This window comes from Blastococcus sp. CT_GayMR20 (assembly GCF_004570345.1).
Map to the genome: position 1 here is coordinate 11,883 of NZ_SPQM01000025.1, position 19,189 is coordinate 31,071.

General features: G+C 74.2%; 16 protein-coding genes. 8 read left to right on the plus strand and 8 right to left on the minus strand.

Annotated features, from left to right (window positions below; genetic code table 11):
- Window positions 1–266: 266 nt before the first annotated feature.
- From E4P40_RS08600 to E4P40_RS08620, 5 genes are read right to left on the minus strand one after another with little or no spacing between them, the layout of a single operon-like run.
- Window positions 267–1,994 (minus strand): MFS transporter, encoded by a 1,728-nt coding sequence (locus E4P40_RS08600; RefSeq protein WP_135158295.1) that lies wholly within the window; start codon window positions 1,992–1,994, stop codon window positions 267–269.
- Window positions 1,995–2,054: 60 nt separating this feature from the next.
- Window positions 2,055–2,996, minus strand: coding sequence for an NAD(P)-dependent oxidoreductase (locus E4P40_RS08605; RefSeq protein ID WP_135158296.1), 942 nt, complete (start codon window positions 2,994–2,996; stop codon window positions 2,055–2,057).
- A gap of 42 nt (window positions 2,997–3,038) precedes the next feature.
- Complete coding sequence (locus tag E4P40_RS08610) at window positions 3,039–3,983, minus strand: glycosyltransferase (protein WP_135158297.1); 945 nt, start codon at window positions 3,981–3,983, stop codon at window positions 3,039–3,041.
- Entirely contained in the window at window positions 3,980–5,158 is a 1,179-nt protein-coding gene (locus tag E4P40_RS08615; RefSeq protein ID WP_135158298.1) for a glycosyltransferase, read from the minus strand. The genes E4P40_RS08610 and E4P40_RS08615 overlap by 4 nt, the downstream gene beginning before the upstream one ends.
- Window positions 5,155–6,132: a glucosyl-3-phosphoglycerate synthase gene (locus E4P40_RS08620; protein WP_135158299.1), complete on the minus strand. Its 978-nt coding sequence runs from the start codon at window positions 6,130–6,132 to the stop codon at window positions 5,155–5,157. Before E4P40_RS08620 ends, E4P40_RS08615 begins: the two co-directional genes overlap by 4 nt.
- Window positions 6,133–6,293: 161 nt before the next feature.
- Here E4P40_RS08620 and E4P40_RS08625 point away from each other — a divergent pair, with 161 nt between their 5' ends.
- The 3 genes from E4P40_RS08625 to E4P40_RS08635 all read left to right on the plus strand — a co-directional run bounded on the left by E4P40_RS08625 (window position 6,294) and on the right by E4P40_RS08635 (window position 9,511).
- Window positions 6,294–7,253, plus strand: coding sequence for a Gfo/Idh/MocA family oxidoreductase (locus E4P40_RS08625; RefSeq protein WP_135158300.1), 960 nt, complete (start codon window positions 6,294–6,296; stop codon window positions 7,251–7,253).
- Window positions 7,254–7,279: 26 nt separating this feature from the next.
- Window positions 7,280–8,347, plus strand: coding sequence for a zinc-binding dehydrogenase (locus E4P40_RS08630; protein WP_245160216.1), 1,068 nt, complete (start codon window positions 7,280–7,282; stop codon window positions 8,345–8,347).
- A 396-nt stretch (window positions 8,348–8,743) separates the two neighbouring features.
- Complete coding sequence (locus E4P40_RS08635) at window positions 8,744–9,511, plus strand: glycerophosphodiester phosphodiesterase (protein ID WP_167762157.1); 768 nt, start codon at window positions 8,744–8,746, stop codon at window positions 9,509–9,511.
- A gap of 17 nt (window positions 9,512–9,528) precedes the next feature.
- Here E4P40_RS08635 and E4P40_RS08640 read toward each other — a convergent pair whose 3' ends face one another.
- From E4P40_RS08640 to E4P40_RS08650, 3 genes are all read right to left on the minus strand, one after another.
- Entirely contained in the window at window positions 9,529–10,215 is a 687-nt protein-coding gene (locus tag E4P40_RS08640; protein WP_167762158.1) for a glycerophosphodiester phosphodiesterase, read from the minus strand.
- 396 nt (window positions 10,216–10,611) lie between these two features.
- Window positions 10,612–11,679 (minus strand): zinc-binding dehydrogenase, encoded by a 1,068-nt coding sequence (locus tag E4P40_RS08645; protein ID WP_245160216.1) that lies wholly within the window; start codon window positions 11,677–11,679, stop codon window positions 10,612–10,614.
- A gap of 26 nt (window positions 11,680–11,705) precedes the next feature.
- Window positions 11,706–12,665: a Gfo/Idh/MocA family oxidoreductase gene (locus E4P40_RS08650; protein WP_135158300.1), complete on the minus strand. Its 960-nt coding sequence runs from the start codon at window positions 12,663–12,665 to the stop codon at window positions 11,706–11,708.
- Window positions 12,666–12,826: 161 nt separating this feature from the next.
- Here E4P40_RS08650 and E4P40_RS08655 point away from each other — a divergent pair, with 161 nt between their 5' ends.
- Genes E4P40_RS08655 through E4P40_RS08675 form a run of 5 tightly spaced genes read left to right on the plus strand, consistent with a single transcriptional unit; the run spans window position 12,827 to window position 18,692 of the window.
- Window positions 12,827–13,804: a glucosyl-3-phosphoglycerate synthase gene (locus E4P40_RS08655; protein WP_135158299.1), complete on the plus strand. Its 978-nt coding sequence runs from the start codon at window positions 12,827–12,829 to the stop codon at window positions 13,802–13,804.
- Complete coding sequence (locus E4P40_RS08660; RefSeq protein ID WP_135158298.1) at window positions 13,801–14,979, plus strand: glycosyltransferase; 1,179 nt, start codon at window positions 13,801–13,803, stop codon at window positions 14,977–14,979. Before E4P40_RS08655 ends, E4P40_RS08660 begins: the two co-directional genes overlap by 4 nt.
- Window positions 14,976–15,920: a glycosyltransferase gene (locus tag E4P40_RS08665; RefSeq protein WP_135158297.1), complete on the plus strand. Its 945-nt coding sequence runs from the start codon at window positions 14,976–14,978 to the stop codon at window positions 15,918–15,920. Before E4P40_RS08660 ends, E4P40_RS08665 begins: the two co-directional genes overlap by 4 nt.
- A 42-nt stretch (window positions 15,921–15,962) precedes the next feature.
- Window positions 15,963–16,904 carry an NAD(P)-dependent oxidoreductase gene (locus E4P40_RS08670; protein ID WP_135158296.1) on the plus strand — a complete coding sequence of 314 codons (942 nt, stop codon included), beginning with the start codon at window positions 15,963–15,965 and terminating at the stop codon, window positions 16,902–16,904.
- Window positions 16,905–16,964: 60 nt separating this feature from the next.
- Window positions 16,965–18,692 carry an MFS transporter gene (locus tag E4P40_RS08675; protein ID WP_135158295.1) on the plus strand — a complete coding sequence of 576 codons (1,728 nt, stop codon included), beginning with the start codon at window positions 16,965–16,967 and terminating at the stop codon, window positions 18,690–18,692.
- Window positions 18,693–19,189: the final 497 nt, after the last annotated feature.

Here is a 19,189-nt window from a genome sequence, read left to right on the forward strand (position 1 = left end):
GACGGCCGGAGCCGCCCCGCCGAGTTCCTTGCTCACCGTCGGATCGGCGTCGTCGGGCTGCGGTACCCGTGGGTCGTCCGGAAGTCGGATGTCCACCTCGTCGGCAGGCGCTGCCGCGGGCGCGTCGTCCTGCGGGGGGATGCTTTCGCCGTCCATGCCGTGGAACTACCCCGGGCGTCGTCCGGAACTCAGGCCGCCGTCCAAGATCGGCAGACCTGCCGACGTCCTGGGGGCACCGATCGCATGCACCCCACGCTTCAACGTGTTCACGGCGGGTCCGCCGCAGCGGGTGCGGCCGTCGGAGGCGGCTCGGGAAGCGCGTTCGGGACGACGTCCGGCTCGATGTCGGGCCGCACGGCCGGCACCGCATAGGCCCAGACGAGGTGCCGCACAACCGGGCCCGTGTTCCCGGCGAGGTAGGCCCGGGCCCGTTCCTCCAGGGCGGCGTCGGCGACCGTGCCCCGTTCGACGTGCTGGCGGAGGTGCTCACGCCACGTGCTGACGGTGAACGTCTCCAGGAACAACTCGGGATCCTCGGCGTCCTGGAACACGCCCCACAGGTAGGCGCCGGTGCGGCGCCGGGCACGGGCGAGGTCCCGCATCACGTCGAGGAAGTCGCGGACGTCGGCGTCCCGCACCCGCCACTCCACGGTGACGAGCACCGGCCCGGCGTCCGGGGCCCAGTCCAGGGACGGCGGCCGAGGCCACGGGAGTTCGCTGTGCCGGACGTCGTGGTCGGACTGCAGCGGGACCAGGAGCAGTCCCAGGAGTGCGGCCAGCACCAGTCCCCCCGCCGGCAGGAGGAACGCCGCGGTGAGCCCGAGGGTGTCCGCGACCGCGCCCCACATCACCGCCCCGAGCGCCTGCCCGCCCATGAACACGAGCTGGAAGTAGGCCAGCGCCCGGGCCCGGGCCCAGGTGGGGAGCAGCAGCTGGGCGGTGGCGTTGAGCGTGGACTGGACGGCGATCCAGCTGAGGCCCCCCAGCACCAGGGCGGCCACGACCACCACCGGTGAGGGGTGCACGCCCACCACGGCCACGGCCGCCGCGAAGCCCAGCATCGCGGCGGGCACGACCACGCCCGAGCCGCGCCGGGCGCGGAGCCGCGGCAGCACCGCGGTGCCGAGGACCGCCCCGGCCCCCACCGCGACGAGCAGCCCCCCGTACCCGTTCGGCCCCATCCCCATGGGTCCGCGGGCCACGGCCGGCAGCAGTGCCCAGAGACCGCTGGCGAACACCATGAAGAGGGCCGAGCGGGCGAGCACGCTGGTGAACGCGGGCGCACTGCGGACGTACCGCAGCCCCGCCCGGATGGCCTGGCCGATCGGCTCCGCGCCCAGCAGCCGCCGGGTGGCCGGCCGTGGCCAGCGGTGCAGGACGGCGAGCACGCCCAGGAAGGACGCGGAGTTCAGCGCGAACGCGGCGGCGGGACCGGCCGCGGCCACCAGCAACCCGCCGATCGCCGGCCCGACGGCGCGGGCGACATTGGCGTTGGCGCCGTTGAGCAGCGCCGCGAGCGGGAGCTCCTCCCGGGGCACCAGTTCGGGCTGGACCGCCTGGAAGCACGGCGCGGCGAGCGCCTGCCCCACCGCCAGGACGGCAGTGAGGGCGAGCAGCCGGTTCGGCGTCACCCCACCCGCCGCCGTCAGCACGGCCAGCGCGGCGGAGGCCAGCAGCATCAGCGTCTGGCTGAGCAACAGCACCCGCCGACGGTCGAGGATGTCCCCGAGCGCTCCGGCGGGAACGACGAGGAGGAAGACGGGCAGCGTGGCCGCCGTCTGCACGAGGGCGATCTGCAGGGCGCTGCCGCCGAGGTCCCCCATGAGCCACTGCGCGCCCACCGTCTGGGCCCAGGTGCCGGTGTTGGCGACGAACTGGGCGATCCACAGCGCGCGGAACCAGGTGTGCCGCAGCGGCGCCCAGGCGGACGGCAGCGCCGCCCGGGAGGGGTCGGGGGCAGGGGTGTCCCGGCGGACGTCGACGACGTCGACCATTCCGGGGCCCTACCCGCCGCGTCCGCGCGCACGCCCCGATCGGGGGCTCGGGCCGTCCACTCAGCTGATCGCGGCGAGCCCGCGCTGTACCGCGGTCTCGCCGGCGGCCAGGCGGTCCCGGACCACGGGCAGCAGATGGCCCTCGGCGTCGAGCATGTCCCGCCAGCCGCGCAGCGGGACCCAGCCCAGCAGCTTGTCCGCCTTGACGCAGGAGATCCCCGATGCGTCGGGCCGCGGCACCGGCCGCAGTCGCACGGCCTCCCCGAAGTGCCGTCGGACGAGGTCGTGCAGCGGAAGGCCGTTGGCGTTGTCCGAGGCCGCCGCGTAGACGACCTCGTGACCACCGGTCTCGGCGGTCACGGCGGCGAGCAGGAGCTCGGCCAGGTCGTCGACGACGACGTAGGACCAGAACGAGGCGCTCGTGTCCTCCCCTCGTGCCCGCACGATCGGGCCGACGTTGCGCTCGATGTTGCCCTCCCACTGGATCCACGTCGGCCGGATCGACACGGCGGTGATGTCCGAGCGGGAGACGGCAGCGTCCATGAGCAGTTCGCCGAACCACTTCGACAGCGCGTAGGTGTCCTGCGGCGCCACGGGATGCAGCTCGTCGATGGGCGCGTACGCGGCGTGGAAGTACCGCGTCGGGTACGAGAAGCCCGGCACGGTCTCGCTGGAGATGTGGACGAAGCGGCGCACGCCGGCCCGTTCGGCGGCCTCCAGCGTGGCGTAGGTCGCCATCAGGTTGGTCTGGAGGATCACGTGCGGCGGGTTCTTCACCGGGCTGGGGATCCCGGCGGCGTGCACGACGGCGTCGTGGCCGGGCAGGACGGCCGCGGCATGCCCGGCATCGGTCAGATCCGCCTGGATGTACCGGACCTGACCCGCCCGCTCGTAGACCGGCGGCAGCCGGTCGACGGCAGTCACCTCGTGTCCGGCCCGCAGGAGGACGTCCAGCGTGGCGGCGCCGAGCTTGCCGCGGGCCCCGGTCACGAGGATGCGCATGTCGGGGGGTGCCCCTCGGTCCAGGAGGCCTCGCCCCGCCGGTCAGCTGACATAGCGGCGCGCCGTCGAGAGCCGTTGCGCCTGCTCCAGCGCCGCGAAGCGGGCCTCGGCGTGCGGCGGCAGGATCCGGCGCTCACGCACCACCCACGGGATGCCGCGGACTGCGTCCAGGACCGCGAGCACGGTCACCCGGTCCCGTGGCACGGTGCGCAGCAGGTGCAGCGTCCGGCGCACCGCGGGACGCAGCGGACGGCGGAGCCATGTCGTCCAGAGGGTGTTGCGGATGCCGTGTCGACGCCGCAGGTGGGCATCCCGCGCCCGGCTCGCCCGGTGGTGGACGGTCAGCTCCGCCAGGTAGCAGAGCTCCCAGCCCGCGGCAGCCAGGTCGGCGGCCATCAGCTCCTCCTCACCGCCCAGCCACAGCCGCTCGGAGAAGCCGCCGACCTCGAGGAAAGCCTCCCGGCGCAGCACCGTGGCTGCGGCGAGGAAGGAGCCGAGCGCCGGACCCGGCAGCCAGGGGGCACCCCGGACGGGAGAGTCCCGCAGCTCCGCGACGATCGGGTCCTCGATGCCGCCCGGTTCGACGACGATGCGCCCCGTTGCCGCGGCCAGCCGGGGATGGGCGTCGAACAGGTCGCCGGCCCTCGCCAGCGAGCCCGGCTCCCACCACGTGTCGTCGTCGCAGAAGGCCACATACGGGGTCGTCAGTCGGGAGACGCCGACGTTGCGGCCGACGGCACCGAGGTTCTCCGGGCTGGCGATGAGCTCCACGTCCGGGAACCGCTCCCGGACCGCCGCCGCCGTGCCGTCCGCGGAGCCGTTGTCGACGACGACGACGTGCGGCCGCTCGGGCAGGGCGAGCAACCGGGCGACGGCGAGCAGCAGTTCCTCACGCCGCTGATGGGTGATCACGACGACGGCCACGCGAGGATCCGGCCCGGCCCGCAGTCCTGTCCCCGTGCCCGCCGGGACGCTGCCGGTGCTCATCCGGCCGCGCTCCGGTGCGCCCCCGTGGCGGTCCGAGCGAGGAGCTCGGCGTAGAGCCGCTCGTAGCCGAGGGCCATGACCCCGGGGCTGAAGCGACTGCGGGCGGTCGCGGCGCAGGCCTCGGGGTCCAGCTCGGCCAGCCGGCCGAGCGCCGCGGTGAAGTCCGCCTCATCCTCGGCGAGATACCCGGTGACCTTGGGCTCGACGAGGGAGGGCAGGCACCCACGGGCCATGGCCACGACCGGCGTGCCGGCGGCCAGCGCCTCGCAGACCGCGGTACCGCCGGGCTCCTCCCAGCGGATGGGGAAGAGCACCGCCCGGGACCGCCGGAGCAGGTCGGCCTTCTCGCTCCCGGCCACGCTGCCGATCCAGCGGGCCCGGTCCCCGTCGAGAAGAGGTGCCACGTGGTCGAGGAACCAGCGGACGTCGGGGTAGCCGCGCACCGGGCTCGTGGGGTCGGCCAGCGCGGTCTCCAGGGCGGCACGGTCGGGCTGACCACCGACCGGTCCGGCGAGCACCACCGGCACCCCGGCCGCCCGGCAGGCCCGCAGCGCGATGTCGATGCCCTTGGCCTCGCACAGCCGGGACAGCACCAGCACCGAGTCCATCCGCTCCTCCGGCGCCGCCGGCCGGCCGTCGGGGATGGGGACGGAGAGCGGCACGGAGCCGAGGGTCTGGCGGCGCAACGTGGCCGGGCCCCGCTCGATCTGGGAGTCGGAGACACCGGCGAAGAAGACCCGCCCTCGTCCGTCGAAGGATTCGTAGAAGTCGGCATTGCGCCGCAGGTCCCAGTGCAGCGTGTGCAGCACGGGCGGGGCGGCGTCACCGAGGGCACCGAGCACCGCGGGGCCGACCACCTCCAGGTGCGTGTGGACCAGATCGAAGGGCTGCCCCGCGGCGGCGTGCCGGCCGATCTCCTCGACCACGACCTGCGCATGCGCCTGCGCGGCCCCGACCACCTCCGGGTACGGCGCCGCGAGACGGGCGAACTGTCCCCCGGGAAAGCGCCACACCCGGCCGTCGGCGTCCTGCTCGCTGTCTCCCACGGTCGCCAGGACGACGCGGTGCCCGCGACGGCGGAGCTCCGTGGTCAGCGTGGCGACGACGGTCTCCAGACCGCCGTAGCCCCGGGGAGGGACCGGCAGCCACGGGCCGGCGTCCATGAGGATCTTCATGTCGACCAGCCGGGTAGACCGGCGGCGCGGCGGGCGGCATAGGCGGGCACCGTCCGCATCGGCGGCCGCTCGACCACGCCGACGTCCCAGGTCACGGCCTCGATCCCGCCACCGGTCCGCACGTACTGGACCAACTGGTCGCTGGGCACGCCGATGCCGGGGCAGCGGGCCAGCGCGGTCTGCACGATCTGGCCGGCCATGCGTCCCAGCGCGGCGTCGGGCTGGTGCGAGTGCCGCCGCGTGCCGAGGTCGACCTGCGCCAGGGCGTCCACCCCGGCCAGCTCGGCGAGGTCGATGAGGAGGCCGAACTCCACGCCGTAGTGCGAGACGAACGGCACCTGCTCCAACAGGTCGCGCCGGCCCGCGTACTCACCCGACAGCGGCTGGACGAACCCGGACAGCTGCGGCCACAGCGCGCCCAGCAGTGGCCGGGCGGTCAGCTCGGTCACCCGTCCGCCGCCACTCGGCACCAGTCCCTCGGTGGTCGACAGCGGCCGGTCGTAGAGCCCCTTGACGTAACCGACGGTGGGGTCGGTGAGGAGGGGGCCCAGCAACCCGACCACGAACTGCGGATCGAAGGAGATCAGGTCGGAGTCGATGAAGACGACCAGATCCCCGTCGGTGACGTGCAGCGACTTCCACAGCGCCTCACCTTTGCCGGTGACGCGACCACACTCGGGCAGCACGTCGTCGACCCGCACCACCCGGGCCCCGGCACTCGCGGCAGTGGCCACGGTCTGGTCCGTCGAGCCGCTGTCGACCACGACCAGCTCGTCGACCAGTGGCTGCCGCTCCACGAGCTCACGGTGGATCTCCTCGACGATGGCGCCGACGGTCCGTTCCTCGTTCAGAGCGGGGAGCACGACACTGACCGTTCGGCCCCGAGCCCGCTTGGCGGCCGCCAGCACGGCCGCCCGGTAGTCCGTGGCGGTGTAGGTCCGGCGGCTGAGCCACCGGGCGACGTCCTTGCGCATGCGGTGTCCTTCCCGTCGAGCGACGACCGGTACGCCACCGCATCTCGGCGGCGGGGAGGCATGGCTGTTCCCGAGCGTCCGCGCGGGACGGCGTCTCCCCGCGGAGGCGATCCAGGAGGCAGGATCGGCACGGTGACCCTCGACGACGGCACCTTCCCGTCGTGACCGTCCGCGTGGGGCTCGTGGGGGCAGGTGGGGTCGGCGCCCGGCATGCCCGCACCCTGGCCGGTTTCGACGACGTCGAGCTCGTCGCGATCTGCGACCCCGTGGCGGCGTCCGCCGAGGTTCTCGCCAGAGAGGTGGACGCCCGGCACGTCCCCGACCTCGCCGGGCTGCTCACCCTCGGACTGGACGCTGTCTGGCTGTGCGTGCCACCGTTCGCGCACGGGGACCTGGAACTGTCGATCGTGCGCGCCGGGTTGCCGTTCTTCGTCGAGAAGCCCCTGGCGGCCGATCTGACCGTGGCCGAGCACGTGGCCGCGGCGGTCTCTGCCGCCGGGCTGCCGACGGCGACGGGATACCACTGGCGGCACCTGGACACCGTCGAGCGGGCTCGCTCGGCGCTCGCCGGCACCCCCGTACGCCTCGTGGCGGCGCGCTGGTGGAGCACCACACCTCCCCCCTCCTGGTGGAGCCGGCGGGACCTGTCCGGCGGCCAGGTCGTCGAGCAGGCGACCCACCTGCTCGACCTCGTCCGGCTGCTGGCGGGGGAGGTGGTGGAGGTGGTCGGCGCATCCGCGCCGTCCTCGGCCGGCGGACGGGACGTCCCCGACGCAGGCGCGGCCGTGCTGCGGCTGGCATCCGGCGCCGTCGGGACGGTCAGCGTCTCCTGCGTCCTGCCGGCGCTGACCGCTGGCGGCCTGGAGGTGGTCGGCGACGGCGTGGCGCTGGAGCTCACCGAGACCGTCCTGCGCGTGCGCACGCGGGACGGCGAGGTGCGCGCGGAGCCGGAGGTCGACGCCAGGAGAGCCGTGGACCGGGCGTTCGTGGACCTGCTCTCCGGCGCGGGCGCGTCACCGGGGATCGTCGACGTGGCCGAGGCGCTGCGGACCCACCGGCTGGCCTGGGCCGTCTCCGAGGCCGCCCGCACGGGGGTCGCCGTCCGGGTCGGCGACCGATGAGGAGCGCCGTTCCCGTCAGGACCCTCGTGGTACCGCGGGCCGGGGAGCTGGAGATCGTGGAGACCGTCCTGCCACCGCTCCCGGACGGCCTGTTCCTGGGACGGACGCTGTTCACCGGGCTGTCGGCCGGCACCGAGCTCACCTGGTACCGCGGGACCAGCCCGTACTTCCGCGCCGGCTGGGACGCCGAGCTGGGCATGTTCGACCGCGACCGGCCGACCACGCCCTTCCCGGTAGAGCGGCTGGGCTACATGGAGGTCGCCCGCGTGACCGACAGCCGGACCACCGCGGTGCGCGAGGGCGCCCTGGTGGCCATGGCCTACGGACACTCGACGGCCGTGCACGGCGATCCGCTGACCCAGCACGTCGTGCCGCTGCCGCCGGCCCTCGACCCGCTGCTGGGCGTGTACGCGGCCCACCTCGGGCCCATCTGCGTCAACGGGCTGCTGCACGCTGCCGCGGACGTCGGTGGCAGCGAGCTCGCGGACGGGGTGGTCGGCCGGCTGGTGGTGGTGACGGGCGGCGGGCCGATCGGCCTCCTGGTCGGGTTGCTGGCACAGCTGCACGGTGCCGCGGAGGTCGTCGTCGTCGATCCGACCCCGGAGCGTCGCGGGGCCGCGCTCGCGCTCGGCCTCGACGCCGTCGACGACACCCCGGATCTGGCGCGCGAACTCAAGATCCGGTGGCGGCACGGACCGGCCGATCACGGAGCCGACGTGGCGTTCCAGTGCCGTGGCACGGGCGCGGCCCTGGCCACCGCGCTGCGCTGCCTCCGGCCGCAGGGCACGGTGATCGACCTGGCCTTCTACACCGGGGGCGCCGACGACGTCGCACTCGGCGAGGAGTTCCACCACAACGGACTGTCGCTGCACTGCGCCCAGATCGGCCGCGTCCCGCGCGGCCTGGCGCACCGCTGGGACCGCCGCCGCCTCTCGGCGGAGACGCTCGCCCTGCTCGACGTCCATGGCGCGAGGATCAGGGCGGCACTGGTGACCGACGTCGTCCCTTTCGACGAGGCACCCCATCTGTTCGTCGAACTCAGCGCGCGGCGTCGCCATGTGATCACAGCAGTACTGCGGGTGCAGGAACCGTGAGGGAGTCATCAAGGGCCATCCCTCCTGTGCCACCGCGCAACCCAGGTCCCGGCAGCGTCGGCGTGCCCGGGTGTCCATGACACCCGGGCCGTGGACGACCCGTCGATCGGCAGAAATACGTATGTGCGCACGAGCCGCCCCGCAATGACCCCGCGCACCTGGTCAAGATGGGCAGTTGTGCCGACGGCGCGCGGCACCGGCTCGGGGATCCTGGAGAAACCGCGGCCGTGCCACGCACGCCGGTGGTCCCGTGTACGCGTCGAGGAGAGGTGACCGCGTGCTCCATCCCGCGTCACGGGGCGTCTGCACCGCCGTCGGCGCCTCGCAGACTGCGGGCGGCGCTGCCCCTGAGCCCCTGTCCCTGAACCCGTGACGACGCCCGGGCGAGCAGGAGCCGTGCACCCGGGCGTGTTCGGGGAGGGGCCTGCCGTCATCGGGCACCGCGGCCTCGGCTGCGGCGTCGTCGCCGGGCATCAGCAGAATTCCCTGAGCTCCTTCGCTGCCGCCGTACACAGCGGGGCGAGATGGGTGGAGGCCGATGTCCGACGGCTCGGCGACGACGTCCTGGTGGTGGCCCACGACGCCGCCTACCCCGACGGCACCCGGCTCGACGCCGTGACGGGGGCGGAGGCCGACCGTCGCGGCACGCTGCGCCTCAGCACCCTGCTGGACGAGCTTCCTCGCCGGGTCGGCCTCAACCTCGACCTCAAGTCCTCGATCGACGACTGCCTGCGGTCACCCGGGCAGACCACCGCAGGCCTGCTCGCGCCGGTCGTGGCGGCGGAGGCGACGCGGCGGCCCCTGATGGTCTCCTCGTTCGACCCGGCAGCCCTGTGGCATCTGCGTGCGACGGCGCCACGCGTGCCCCTCGGACTGCTGACCTGGTACCGGTTCCCCGTGGAGATGGCCGTCGCGGCCTGTGTCCACATGGACGTGGAGGTGCTGGCGCTCCACGTCGGCTCCCTCCGGGAGGCGACGGCGGGTGGTCAGATCGACTCGGGGGTCCTGGCCCGTCTGCTGGCACTGCTCCACCGCTGCGGCCGGCAACTGCTGGTCTGGTGCCCGCAGATCGCGTTGGCCCGGTTGCTGGTGTCCGCCGGCACCGACGCCGTGGTCGTGGACGACCTGCCGGAGGCGCTGGTGGCACTGAGCCCTTCCCCATAGCCGGGAACCGGGCCGATTCACGCCACGCGATCGCCGGGGCACCAGACCAGCAGTTGCCGGCCGCAGCGGTGGAGCAGTGCCAGCAGACGGGCCAGGACCCCCGAGTCGATCTGACCACCCGCCGTCGCCTCCCGGAGGGAGCCGACGTGGAGCGCCAGCACCTCCACGTCCATGTGGACACAGGCCGCGACGGCCATCTCCACGGGGAACCGGTACCAGGTCAGCAGTCCGAGGGGCACGCGTGGCGCCGTCGCACGCAGATGCCACAGGGCTGCCGGGTCGAACGAGGAGACCATCAGGGGCCGCCGCGTCGCCTCCGCCGCCACGACCGGCGCGAGCAGGCCTGCGGTGGTCTGCCCGGGTGACCGCAGGCAGTCGTCGATCGAGGACTTGAGGTCGAGGTTGAGGCCGACCCGGCGAGGAAGCTCGTCCAGCAGGGTGCTGAGGCGCAGCGTGCCGCGACGGTCGGCCTCCGCCCCCGTCACGGCGTCGAGCCGGGTGCCGTCGGGGTAGGCGGCGTCGTGGGCCACCACCAGGACGTCGTCGCCGAGCCGTCGGACATCGGCCTCCACCCATCTCGCCCCGCTGTGTACGGCGGCAGCGAAGGAGCTCAGGGAATTCTGCTGATGCCCGGCGACGACGCCGCAGCCGAGGCCGCGGTGCCCGATGACGGCAGGCCCCTCCCCGAACACGCCCGGGTGCACGGCTCCTGCTCGCCCGGGCGTCGTCACGGGTTCAGGGACAGGGGCTCAGGGGCAGCGCCGCCCGCAGTCTGCGAGGCGCCGACGGCGGTGCAGACGCCCCGTGACGCGGGATGGAGCACGCGGTCACCTCTCCTCGACGCGTACACGGGACCACCGGCGTGCGTGGCACGGCCGCGGTTTCTCCAGGATCCCCGAGCCGGTGCCGCGCGCCGTCGGCACAACTGCCCATCTTGACCAGGTGCGCGGGGTCATTGCGGGGCGGCTCGTGCGCACATACGTATTTCTGCCGATCGACGGGTCGTCCACGGCCCGGGTGTCATGGACACCCGGGCACGCCGACGCTGCCGGGACCTGGGTTGCGCGGTGGCACAGGAGGGATGGCCCTTGATGACTCCCTCACGGTTCCTGCACCCGCAGTACTGCTGTGATCACATGGCGACGCCGCGCGCTGAGTTCGACGAACAGATGGGGTGCCTCGTCGAAAGGGACGACGTCGGTCACCAGTGCCGCCCTGATCCTCGCGCCATGGACGTCGAGCAGGGCGAGCGTCTCCGCCGAGAGGCGGCGGCGGTCCCAGCGGTGCGCCAGGCCGCGCGGGACGCGGCCGATCTGGGCGCAGTGCAGCGACAGTCCGTTGTGGTGGAACTCCTCGCCGAGTGCGACGTCGTCGGCGCCCCCGGTGTAGAAGGCCAGGTCGATCACCGTGCCCTGCGGCCGGAGGCAGCGCAGCGCGGTGGCCAGGGCCGCGCCCGTGCCACGGCACTGGAACGCCACGTCGGCTCCGTGATCGGCCGGTCCGTGCCGCCACCGGATCTTGAGTTCGCGCGCCAGATCCGGGGTGTCGTCGACGGCGTCGAGGCCGAGCGCGAGCGCGGCCCCGCGACGCTCCGGGGTCGGATCGACGACGACGACCTCCGCGGCACCGTGCAGCTGTGCCAGCAACCCGACCAGGAGGCCGATCGGCCCGCCGCCCGTCACCACCACCAGCCGGCCGACCACCCCGTCCGCGAGCTCGCTGCCACCGACGTCCGCGGCAGCGTGCAGCAGCCCGTTGACGCAGATGGGCCCGAGGTGGGCCGCGTACACGCCCAGCAGCGGGTCGAGGGCCGGCGGCAGCGGCACGACGTGCTGGGTCAGCGGATCGCCGTGCACGGCCGTCGAGTGTCCGTAGGCCATGGCCACCAGGGCGCCCTCGCGCACCGCGGTGGTCCGGCTGTCGGTCACGCGGGCGACCTCCATGTAGCCCAGCCGCTCTACCGGGAAGGGCGTGGTCGGCCGGTCGCGGTCGAACATGCCCAGCTCGGCGTCCCAGCCGGCGCGGAAGTACGGGCTGGTCCCGCGGTACCAGGTGAGCTCGGTGCCGGCCGACAGCCCGGTGAACAGCGTCCGTCCCAGGAACAGGCCGTCCGGGAGCGGTGGCAGGACGGTCTCCACGATCTCCAGCTCCCCGGCCCGCGGTACCACGAGGGTCCTGACGGGAACGGCGCTCCTCATCGGTCGCCGACCCGGACGGCGACCCCCGTGCGGGCGGCCTCGGAGACGGCCCAGGCCAGCCGGTGGGTCCGCAGCGCCTCGGCCACGTCGACGATCCCCGGTGACGCGCCCGCGCCGGAGAGCAGGTCCACGAACGCCCGGTCCACGGCTCTCCTGGCGTCGACCTCCGGCTCCGCGCGCACCTCGCCGTCCCGCGTGCGCACGCGCAGGACGGTCTCGGTGAGCTCCAGCGCCACGCCGTCGCCGACCACCTCCAGGCCGCCAGCGGTCAGCGCCGGCAGGACGCAGGAGACGCTGACCGTCCCGACGGCGCCGGATGCCAGCCGCAGCACGGCCGCGCCTGCGTCGGGGACGTCCCGTCCGCCGGCCGAGGACGGCGCGGATGCGCCGACCACCTCCACCACCTCCCCCGCCAGCAGCCGGACGAGGTCGAGCAGGTGGGTCGCCTGCTCGACGACCTGGCCGCCGGACAGGTCCCGCCGGCTCCACCAGGAGGGGGGAGGTGTGGTGCTCCACCAGCGCGCCGCCACGAGGCGTACGGGGGTGCCGGCGAGCGCCGAGCGAGCCCGCTCGACGGTGTCCAGGTGCCGCCAGTGGTATCCCGTCGCCGTCGGCAGCCCGGCGGCAGAGACCGCCGCGGCCACGTGCTCGGCCACGGTCAGATCGGCCGCCAGGGGCTTCTCGACGAAGAACGGCAACCCGGCGCGCACGATCGACAGTTCCAGGTCCCCGTGCGCGAACGGTGGCACGCACAGCCAGACAGCGTCCAGTCCGAGGGTGAGCAGCCCGGCGAGGTCGGGGACGTGCCGGGCGTCCACCTCTCTGGCGAGAACCTCGGCGGACGCCGCCACGGGGTCGCAGATCGCGACGAGCTCGACGTCGTCGAAACCGGCCAGGGTGCGGGCATGCCGGGCGCCGACCCCACCTGCCCCCACGAGCCCCACGCGGACGGTCACGACGGGAAGGTGCCGTCGTCGAGGGTCACCGTGCCGATCCTGCCTCCTGGATCGCCTCCGCGGGGAGACGCCGTCCCGCGCGGACGCTCGGGAACAGCCATGCCTCCCCGCCGCCGAGATGCGGTGGCGTACCGGTCGTCGCTCGACGGGAAGGACACCGCATGCGCAAGGACGTCGCCCGGTGGCTCAGCCGCCGGACCTACACCGCCACGGACTACCGGGCGGCCGTGCTGGCGGCCGCCAAGCGGGCTCGGGGCCGAACGGTCAGTGTCGTGCTCCCCGCTCTGAACGAGGAACGGACCGTCGGCGCCATCGTCGAGGAGATCCACCGTGAGCTCGTGGAGCGGCAGCCACTGGTCGACGAGCTGGTCGTGGTCGACAGCGGCTCGACGGACCAGACCGTGGCCACTGCCGCGAGTGCCGGGGCCCGGGTGGTGCGGGTCGACGACGTGCTGCCCGAGTGTGGTCGCGTCACCGGCAAAGGTGAGGCGCTGTGGAAGTCGCTGCACGTCACCGACGGGGATCTGGTCGTCTTCATCGACTCCGACCTGATCTCCTTCGATCCGCAGTTCGTGGTCGGGTTGCTGGGCCCCCTCCTCACCGACCCCACCGTCGGTTACGTCAAGGGGCTCTACGACCGGCCGCTGTCGACCACCGAGGGACTGGTGCCGAGTGGCGGCGGACGGGTGACCGAGCTGACCGCCCGGCCACTGCTGGGCGCGCTGTGGCCGCAGCTGTCCGGGTTCGTCCAGCCGCTGTCGGGTGAGTACGCGGGCCGGCGCGACCTGTTGGAGCAGGTGCCGTTCGTCTCGCACTACGGCGTGGAGTTCGGCCTCCTCATCGACCTCGCCGAGCTGGCCGGGGTGGACGCCCTGGCGCAGGTCGACCTCGGCACGCGGCGGCACTCGCACCAGCCCGACGCCGCGCTGGGACGCATGGCCGGCCAGATCGTGCAGACCGCGCTGGCCCGCTGCCCCGGCATCGGCGTGCCCAGCGACCAGTTGGTCCAGTACGTGCGGACCGGTGGCGGGATCGAGGCCGTGACCTGGGACGTCGGCGTGGTCGAGCGGCCGCCGATGCGGACGGTGCCCGCCTATGCCGCCCGCCGCGCCGCCGGTCTACCCGGCTGGTCGACATGAAGATCCTCATGGACGCCGGCCCGTGGCTGCCGGTCCCTCCCCGGGGCTACGGCGGTCTGGAGACCGTCGTCGCCACGCTGACCACGGAGCTCCGCCGTCGCGGGCACCGCGTCGTCCTGGCGACCGTGGGAGACAGCGAGCAGGACGCCGACGGCCGGGTGTGGCGCTTTCCCGGGGGACAGTTCGCCCGTCTCGCGGCGCCGTACCCGGAGGTGGTCGGGGCCGCGCAGGCGCATGCGCAGGTCGTGGTCGAGGAGATCGGCCGGCACGCCGCCGCGGGGCAGCCCTTCGATCTGGTCCACACGCACCTGGAGGTGGTCGGCCCCGCGGTGCTCGGTGCCCTCGGTGACGCCGCCCCGCCCGTGCTGCACACGCTGCACTGGGACCTGCGGCGCAATGCCGACTTCTACGAATCCTTCGACGGACGAGGGCGGGTCTTCTTCGCCGGTGTCTCCGACTCCCAGATCGAGCGGGGCCCGGCCACGTTGCGCCGCCAGACCCTCGGCTCCGTGCCGCTCTCCGTCCCCATCCCCGACGGCCGGCCGGCGGCGCCGGAGGAGCGGATGGACTCGGTGCTGGTGCTGTCCCGGCTGTGCGAGGCCAAGGGCATCGACATCGCGCTGCGGGCCTGCCGGGCGGCCGGGGTGCCGGTGGTGCTCGCCGGACCGGTCGGTGGTCAGCCCGACCGTGCCGCCCTGGAGACCGCGCTGGCCGACCCCACGAGCCCGGTGCGCGGCTACCCCGACGTCCGCTGGTTCCTCGACCACGTGGCACCTCTTCTCGACGGGGACCGGGCCCGCTGGATCGGCAGCGTGGCCGGGAGCGAGAAGGCCGACCTGCTCCGGCGGTCCCGGGCGGTGCTCTTCCCCATCCGCTGGGAGGAGCCCGGCGGTACCGCGGTCTGCGAGGCGCTGGCCGCCGGCACGCCGGTCGTGGCCATGGCCCGTGGGTGCCTGCCCTCCCTCGTCGAGCCCAAGGTCACCGGGTATCTCGCCGAGGATGAGGCGGACTTCACCGCGGCGCTCGGCCGGCTGGCCGAGCTGGACCCCGAGGCCTGCGCCGCGACCGCCCGCAGTCGCTTCAGCCCCGGGGTCATGGCCCTCGGCTACGAGCGGCTCTACGCCGAGCTCCTCGCTCGGACCGCCACGGGGGCGCACCGGAGCGCGGCCGGATGAGCACCGGCAGCGTCCCGGCGGGCACGGGGACAGGACTGCGGGCCGGGCCGGATCCTCGCGTGGCCGTCGTCGTGATCACCCATCAGCGGCGTGAGGAACTGCTGCTCGCCGTCGCCCGGTTGCTCGCCCTGCCCGAGCGGCCGCACGTCGTCGTCGTCGACAACGGCTCCGCGGACGGCACGGCGGCGGCGGTCCGGGAGCGGTTCCCGGACGTGGAGCTCATCGCCAGCCCGGAGAACCTCGGTGCCGTCGGCCGCAACGTCGGCGTCTCCCGACTGACGACCCCGTATGTGGCCTTCTGCGACGACGACACGTGGTGGGAGCCGGGCTCGCTGGCGAGGGCCGGCGACCTGTTCGACGCCCATCCCCGGCTGGCCGCGGCAACGGGGCGCATCGTCGTCGAACCGGGCGGCATCGAGGACCCGATCGTCGCGGAGCTGCGGGACTCTCCCGTCCGGGGTGCCCCCTGGCTGCCGGGTCCGGCGCTCGGCTCCTTCCTCGCCGCAGCCACGGTGCTGCGCCGGGAGGCTTTCCTCGAGGTCGGCGGCTTCTCCGAGCGGCTGTGGCTGGGCGGTGAGGAGGAGCTGATGGCCGCCGACCTGGCTGCCGCGGGCTGGGAGCTCTGCTACCTGGCGGAGCTGACCGTCCACCACCGGGCGAGCCGGGCGCGGGATGCCCACCTGCGGCGTCGACACGGCATCCGCAACACCCTCTGGACGACATGGCTCCGCCGTCCGCTGCGTCCCGCGGTGCGCCGGACGCTGCACCTGCTGCGCACCGTGCCACGGGACCGGGTGACCGTGCTCGCGGTCCTGGACGCAGTCCGCGGCATCCCGTGGGTGGTGCGTGAGCGCCGGATCCTGCCGCCGCACGCCGAGGCCCGCTTCGCGGCGCTGGAGCAGGCGCAACGGCTCTCGACGGCGCGCCGCTATGTCAGCTGACCGGCGGGGCGAGGCCTCCTGGACCGAGGGGCACCCCCCGACATGCGCATCCTCGTGACCGGGGCCCGCGGCAAGCTCGGCGCCGCCACGCTGGACGTCCTCCTGCGGGCCGGACACGAGGTGACTGCCGTCGACCGGCTGCCGCCGGTCTACGAGCGGGCGGGTCAGGTCCGGTACATCCAGGCGGATCTGACCGATGCCGGGCATGCCGCGGCCGTCCTGCCCGGCCACGACGCCGTCGTGCACGCCGCCGGGATCCCCAGCCCGGTGAAGAACCCGCCGCACGTGATCCTCCAGACCAACCTGATGGCGACCTACGCCACGCTGGAGGCCGCCGAACGGGCCGGCGTGCGCCGCTTCGTCCACATCTCCAGCGAGACCGTGCCGGGCTTCTCGTACCCGACGCGGTACTTCCACGCCGCGTACGCGCCCATCGACGAGCTGCATCCCGTGGCGCCGCAGGACACCTACGCGCTGTCGAAGTGGTTCGGCGAACTGCTCATGGACGCTGCCGTCTCCCGCTCGGACATCACCGCCGTGTCGATCCGGCCGACGTGGATCCAGTGGGAGGGCAACATCGAGCGCAACGTCGGCCCGATCGTGCGGGCACGAGGGGAGGACACGAGCGCCTCGTTCTGGTCCTACGTCGTCGTCGACGACCTGGCCGAGCTCCTGCTCGCCGCCGTGACCGCCGAGACCGGTGGTCACGAGGTCGTCTACGCGGCGGCCTCGGACAACGCCAACGGCCTTCCGCTGCACGACCTCGTCCGACGGCACTTCGGGGAGGCCGTGCGACTGCGGCCGGTGCCGCGGCCCGACGCATCGGGGATCTCCTGCGTCAAGGCGGACAAGCTGCTGGGCTGGGTCCCGCTGCGCGGCTGGCGGGACATGCTCGACGCCGAGGGCCATCTGCTGCCCGTGGTCCGGGACCGCCTGGCCGCCGGCGAGACCGCGGTACAGCGCGGGCTCGCCGCGATCAGCTGAGTGGACGGCCCGAGCCCCCGATCGGGGCGTGCGCGCGGACGCGGCGGGTAGGGCCCCGGAATGGTCGACGTCGTCGACGTCCGCCGGGACACCCCTGCCCCCGACCCCTCCCGGGCGGCGCTGCCGTCCGCCTGGGCGCCGCTGCGGCACACCTGGTTCCGCGCGCTGTGGATCGCCCAGTTCGTCGCCAACACCGGCACCTGGGCCCAGACGGTGGGCGCGCAGTGGCTCATGGGGGACCTCGGCGGCAGCGCCCTGCAGATCGCCCTCGTGCAGACGGCGGCCACGCTGCCCGTCTTCCTCCTCGTCGTTCCCGCCGGAGCGCTCGGGGACATCCTCGACCGTCGGCGGGTGCTGTTGCTCAGCCAGACGCTGATGCTGCTGGCCTCCGCCGCGCTGGCCGTGCTGACGGCGGCGGGTGGGGTGACGCCGAACCGGCTGCTCGCCCTCACTGCCGTCCTGGCGGTGGGGCAGGCGCTCGCCGCGCCGTGCTTCCAGGCGGTCCAGCCCGAACTGGTGCCCCGGGAGGAGCTCCCGCTCGCGGCGCTGCTCAACGGCGCCAACGCCAATGTCGCCCGCGCCGTCGGGCCGGCGATCGGCGGGTTGCTGGTGGCCGCGGCCGGTCCCGCCGCCGCGTTCGCGCTGAACTCCGCGTCCTTCCTGGGCGTGCTCGCCGTCCTGCACCGCTGGCCACGGCCGGCCACCCGGCGGCTGCTGGGCGCGGAGCCGATCGGCCAGGCCATCCGGGCGGGGCTGCGGTACGTCCGCAGTGCGCCCGCGTTCACCAGCGTGCTCGCCCGCTCGGCCCTCTTCATGGTGTTCGCCAGCGGTCTCTGGGCACTGCTGCCGGCCGTGGCCCGCGGACCCATGGGGATGGGGCCGAACGGGTACGGGGGGCTGCTCGTCGCGGTGGGGGCCGGGGCGGTCCTCGGCACCGCGGTGCTGCCGCGGCTCCGCGCCCGGCGCGGCTCGGGCGTGGTCGTGCCCGCCGCGATGCTGGGCTTCGCGGCGGCCGTGGCCGTGGTGGGCGTGCACCCCTCACCGGTGGTGGTCGTGGCCGCCCTGGTGCTGGGGGGCCTCAGCTGGATCGCCGTCCAGTCCACGCTCAACGCCACCGCCCAGCTGCTGCTCCCCACCTGGGCCCGGGCCCGGGCGCTGGCCTACTTCCAGCTCGTGTTCATGGGCGGGCAGGCGCTCGGGGCGGTGATGTGGGGCGCGGTCGCGGACACCCTCGGGCTCACCGCGGCGTTCCTCCTGCCGGCGGGGGGACTGGTGCTGGCCGCACTCCTGGGACTGCTCCTGGTCCCGCTGCAGTCCGACCACGACGTCCGGCACAGCGAACTCCCGTGGCCTCGGCCGCCGTCCCTGGACTGGGCCCCGGACGCCGGGCCGGTGCTCGTCACCGTGGAGTGGCGGGTGCGGGACGCCGACGTCCGCGACTTCCTCGACGTGATGCGGGACCTCGCCCGTGCCCGGCGCCGCACCGGCGCCTACCTGTGGGGCGTGTTCCAGGACGCCGAGGATCCCGAGTTGTTCCTGGAGACGTTCACCGTCAGCACGTGGCGTGAGCACCTCCGCCAGCACGTCGAACGGGGCACGGTCGCCGACGCCGCCCTGGAGGAACGGGCCCGGGCCTACCTCGCCGGGAACACGGGCCCGGTTGTGCGGCACCTCGTCTGGGCCTATGCGGTGCCGGCCGTGCGGCCCGACATCGAGCCGGACGTCGTCCCGAACGCGCTTCCCGAGCCGCCTCCGACGGCCGCACCCGCTGCGGCGGACCCGCCGTGAACACGTTGAAGCGTGGGGTGCATGCGATCGGTGCCCCCAGGACGTCGGCAGGTCTGCCGATCTTGGACGGCGGCCTGAGTTCCGGACGACGCCCGGGGTAGTTCCACGGCATGGACGGCGAAAGCATCCCCCCGCAGGACGACGCGCCCGCGGCAGCGCCTGCCGACGAGGTGGACATCCGACTTCCGGACGACCCACGGGTACCGCAGCCCGACGACGCCGATCCGACGGTGAGCAAGGAACTCGGCGGGGCGGCTCCGGCCGTCGGCCCCGGACGCTCGTCCGGAACCTCGGGGCGGGGCCCGGACGGCTCGGCCCCGGATGCGGATGACTAGCGGCCGACCGGCAGGGTCGGTCCTCGCAGAGTGCGTGATCTGCCCGTCGGTGCGCGTGCGCGGTTGAGATCGGCGGTCGACGTCTCAGCGTCGGCCCGAGGACGTGCGTGGCTGCGCGATTCCCTCCCCTCGCCCTGGGCATTCCCGCCCACCGTCGGCGAG

Coding starts and splice junctions, on each gene's coding strand:
- E4P40_RS08600 (WP_135158295.1), bottom strand. CDS start 1,994: ATGGTCGACGTCGTCGACGTCCGCCGGGACACCCCTGCCCCCGACCCC.
- E4P40_RS08605 (WP_135158296.1), bottom strand. CDS start 2,996: ATGCGCATCCTCGTGACCGGGGCCCGCGGCAAGCTCGGCGCCGCCACG.
- E4P40_RS08610 (WP_135158297.1), bottom strand. CDS start 3,983: ATGAGCACCGGCAGCGTCCCGGCGGGCACGGGGACAGGACTGCGGGCC.
- E4P40_RS08615 (WP_135158298.1), bottom strand. CDS start 5,158: ATGAAGATCCTCATGGACGCCGGCCCGTGGCTGCCGGTCCCTCCCCGG.
- E4P40_RS08620 (WP_135158299.1), bottom strand. CDS start 6,132: ATGCGCAAGGACGTCGCCCGGTGGCTCAGCCGCCGGACCTACACCGCC.
- E4P40_RS08655 (WP_135158299.1), top strand. CDS start 12,827: ATGCGCAAGGACGTCGCCCGGTGGCTCAGCCGCCGGACCTACACCGCC.
- E4P40_RS08660 (WP_135158298.1), top strand. CDS start 13,801: ATGAAGATCCTCATGGACGCCGGCCCGTGGCTGCCGGTCCCTCCCCGG.
- E4P40_RS08665 (WP_135158297.1), top strand. CDS start 14,976: ATGAGCACCGGCAGCGTCCCGGCGGGCACGGGGACAGGACTGCGGGCC.
- E4P40_RS08670 (WP_135158296.1), top strand. CDS start 15,963: ATGCGCATCCTCGTGACCGGGGCCCGCGGCAAGCTCGGCGCCGCCACG.
- E4P40_RS08675 (WP_135158295.1), top strand. CDS start 16,965: ATGGTCGACGTCGTCGACGTCCGCCGGGACACCCCTGCCCCCGACCCC.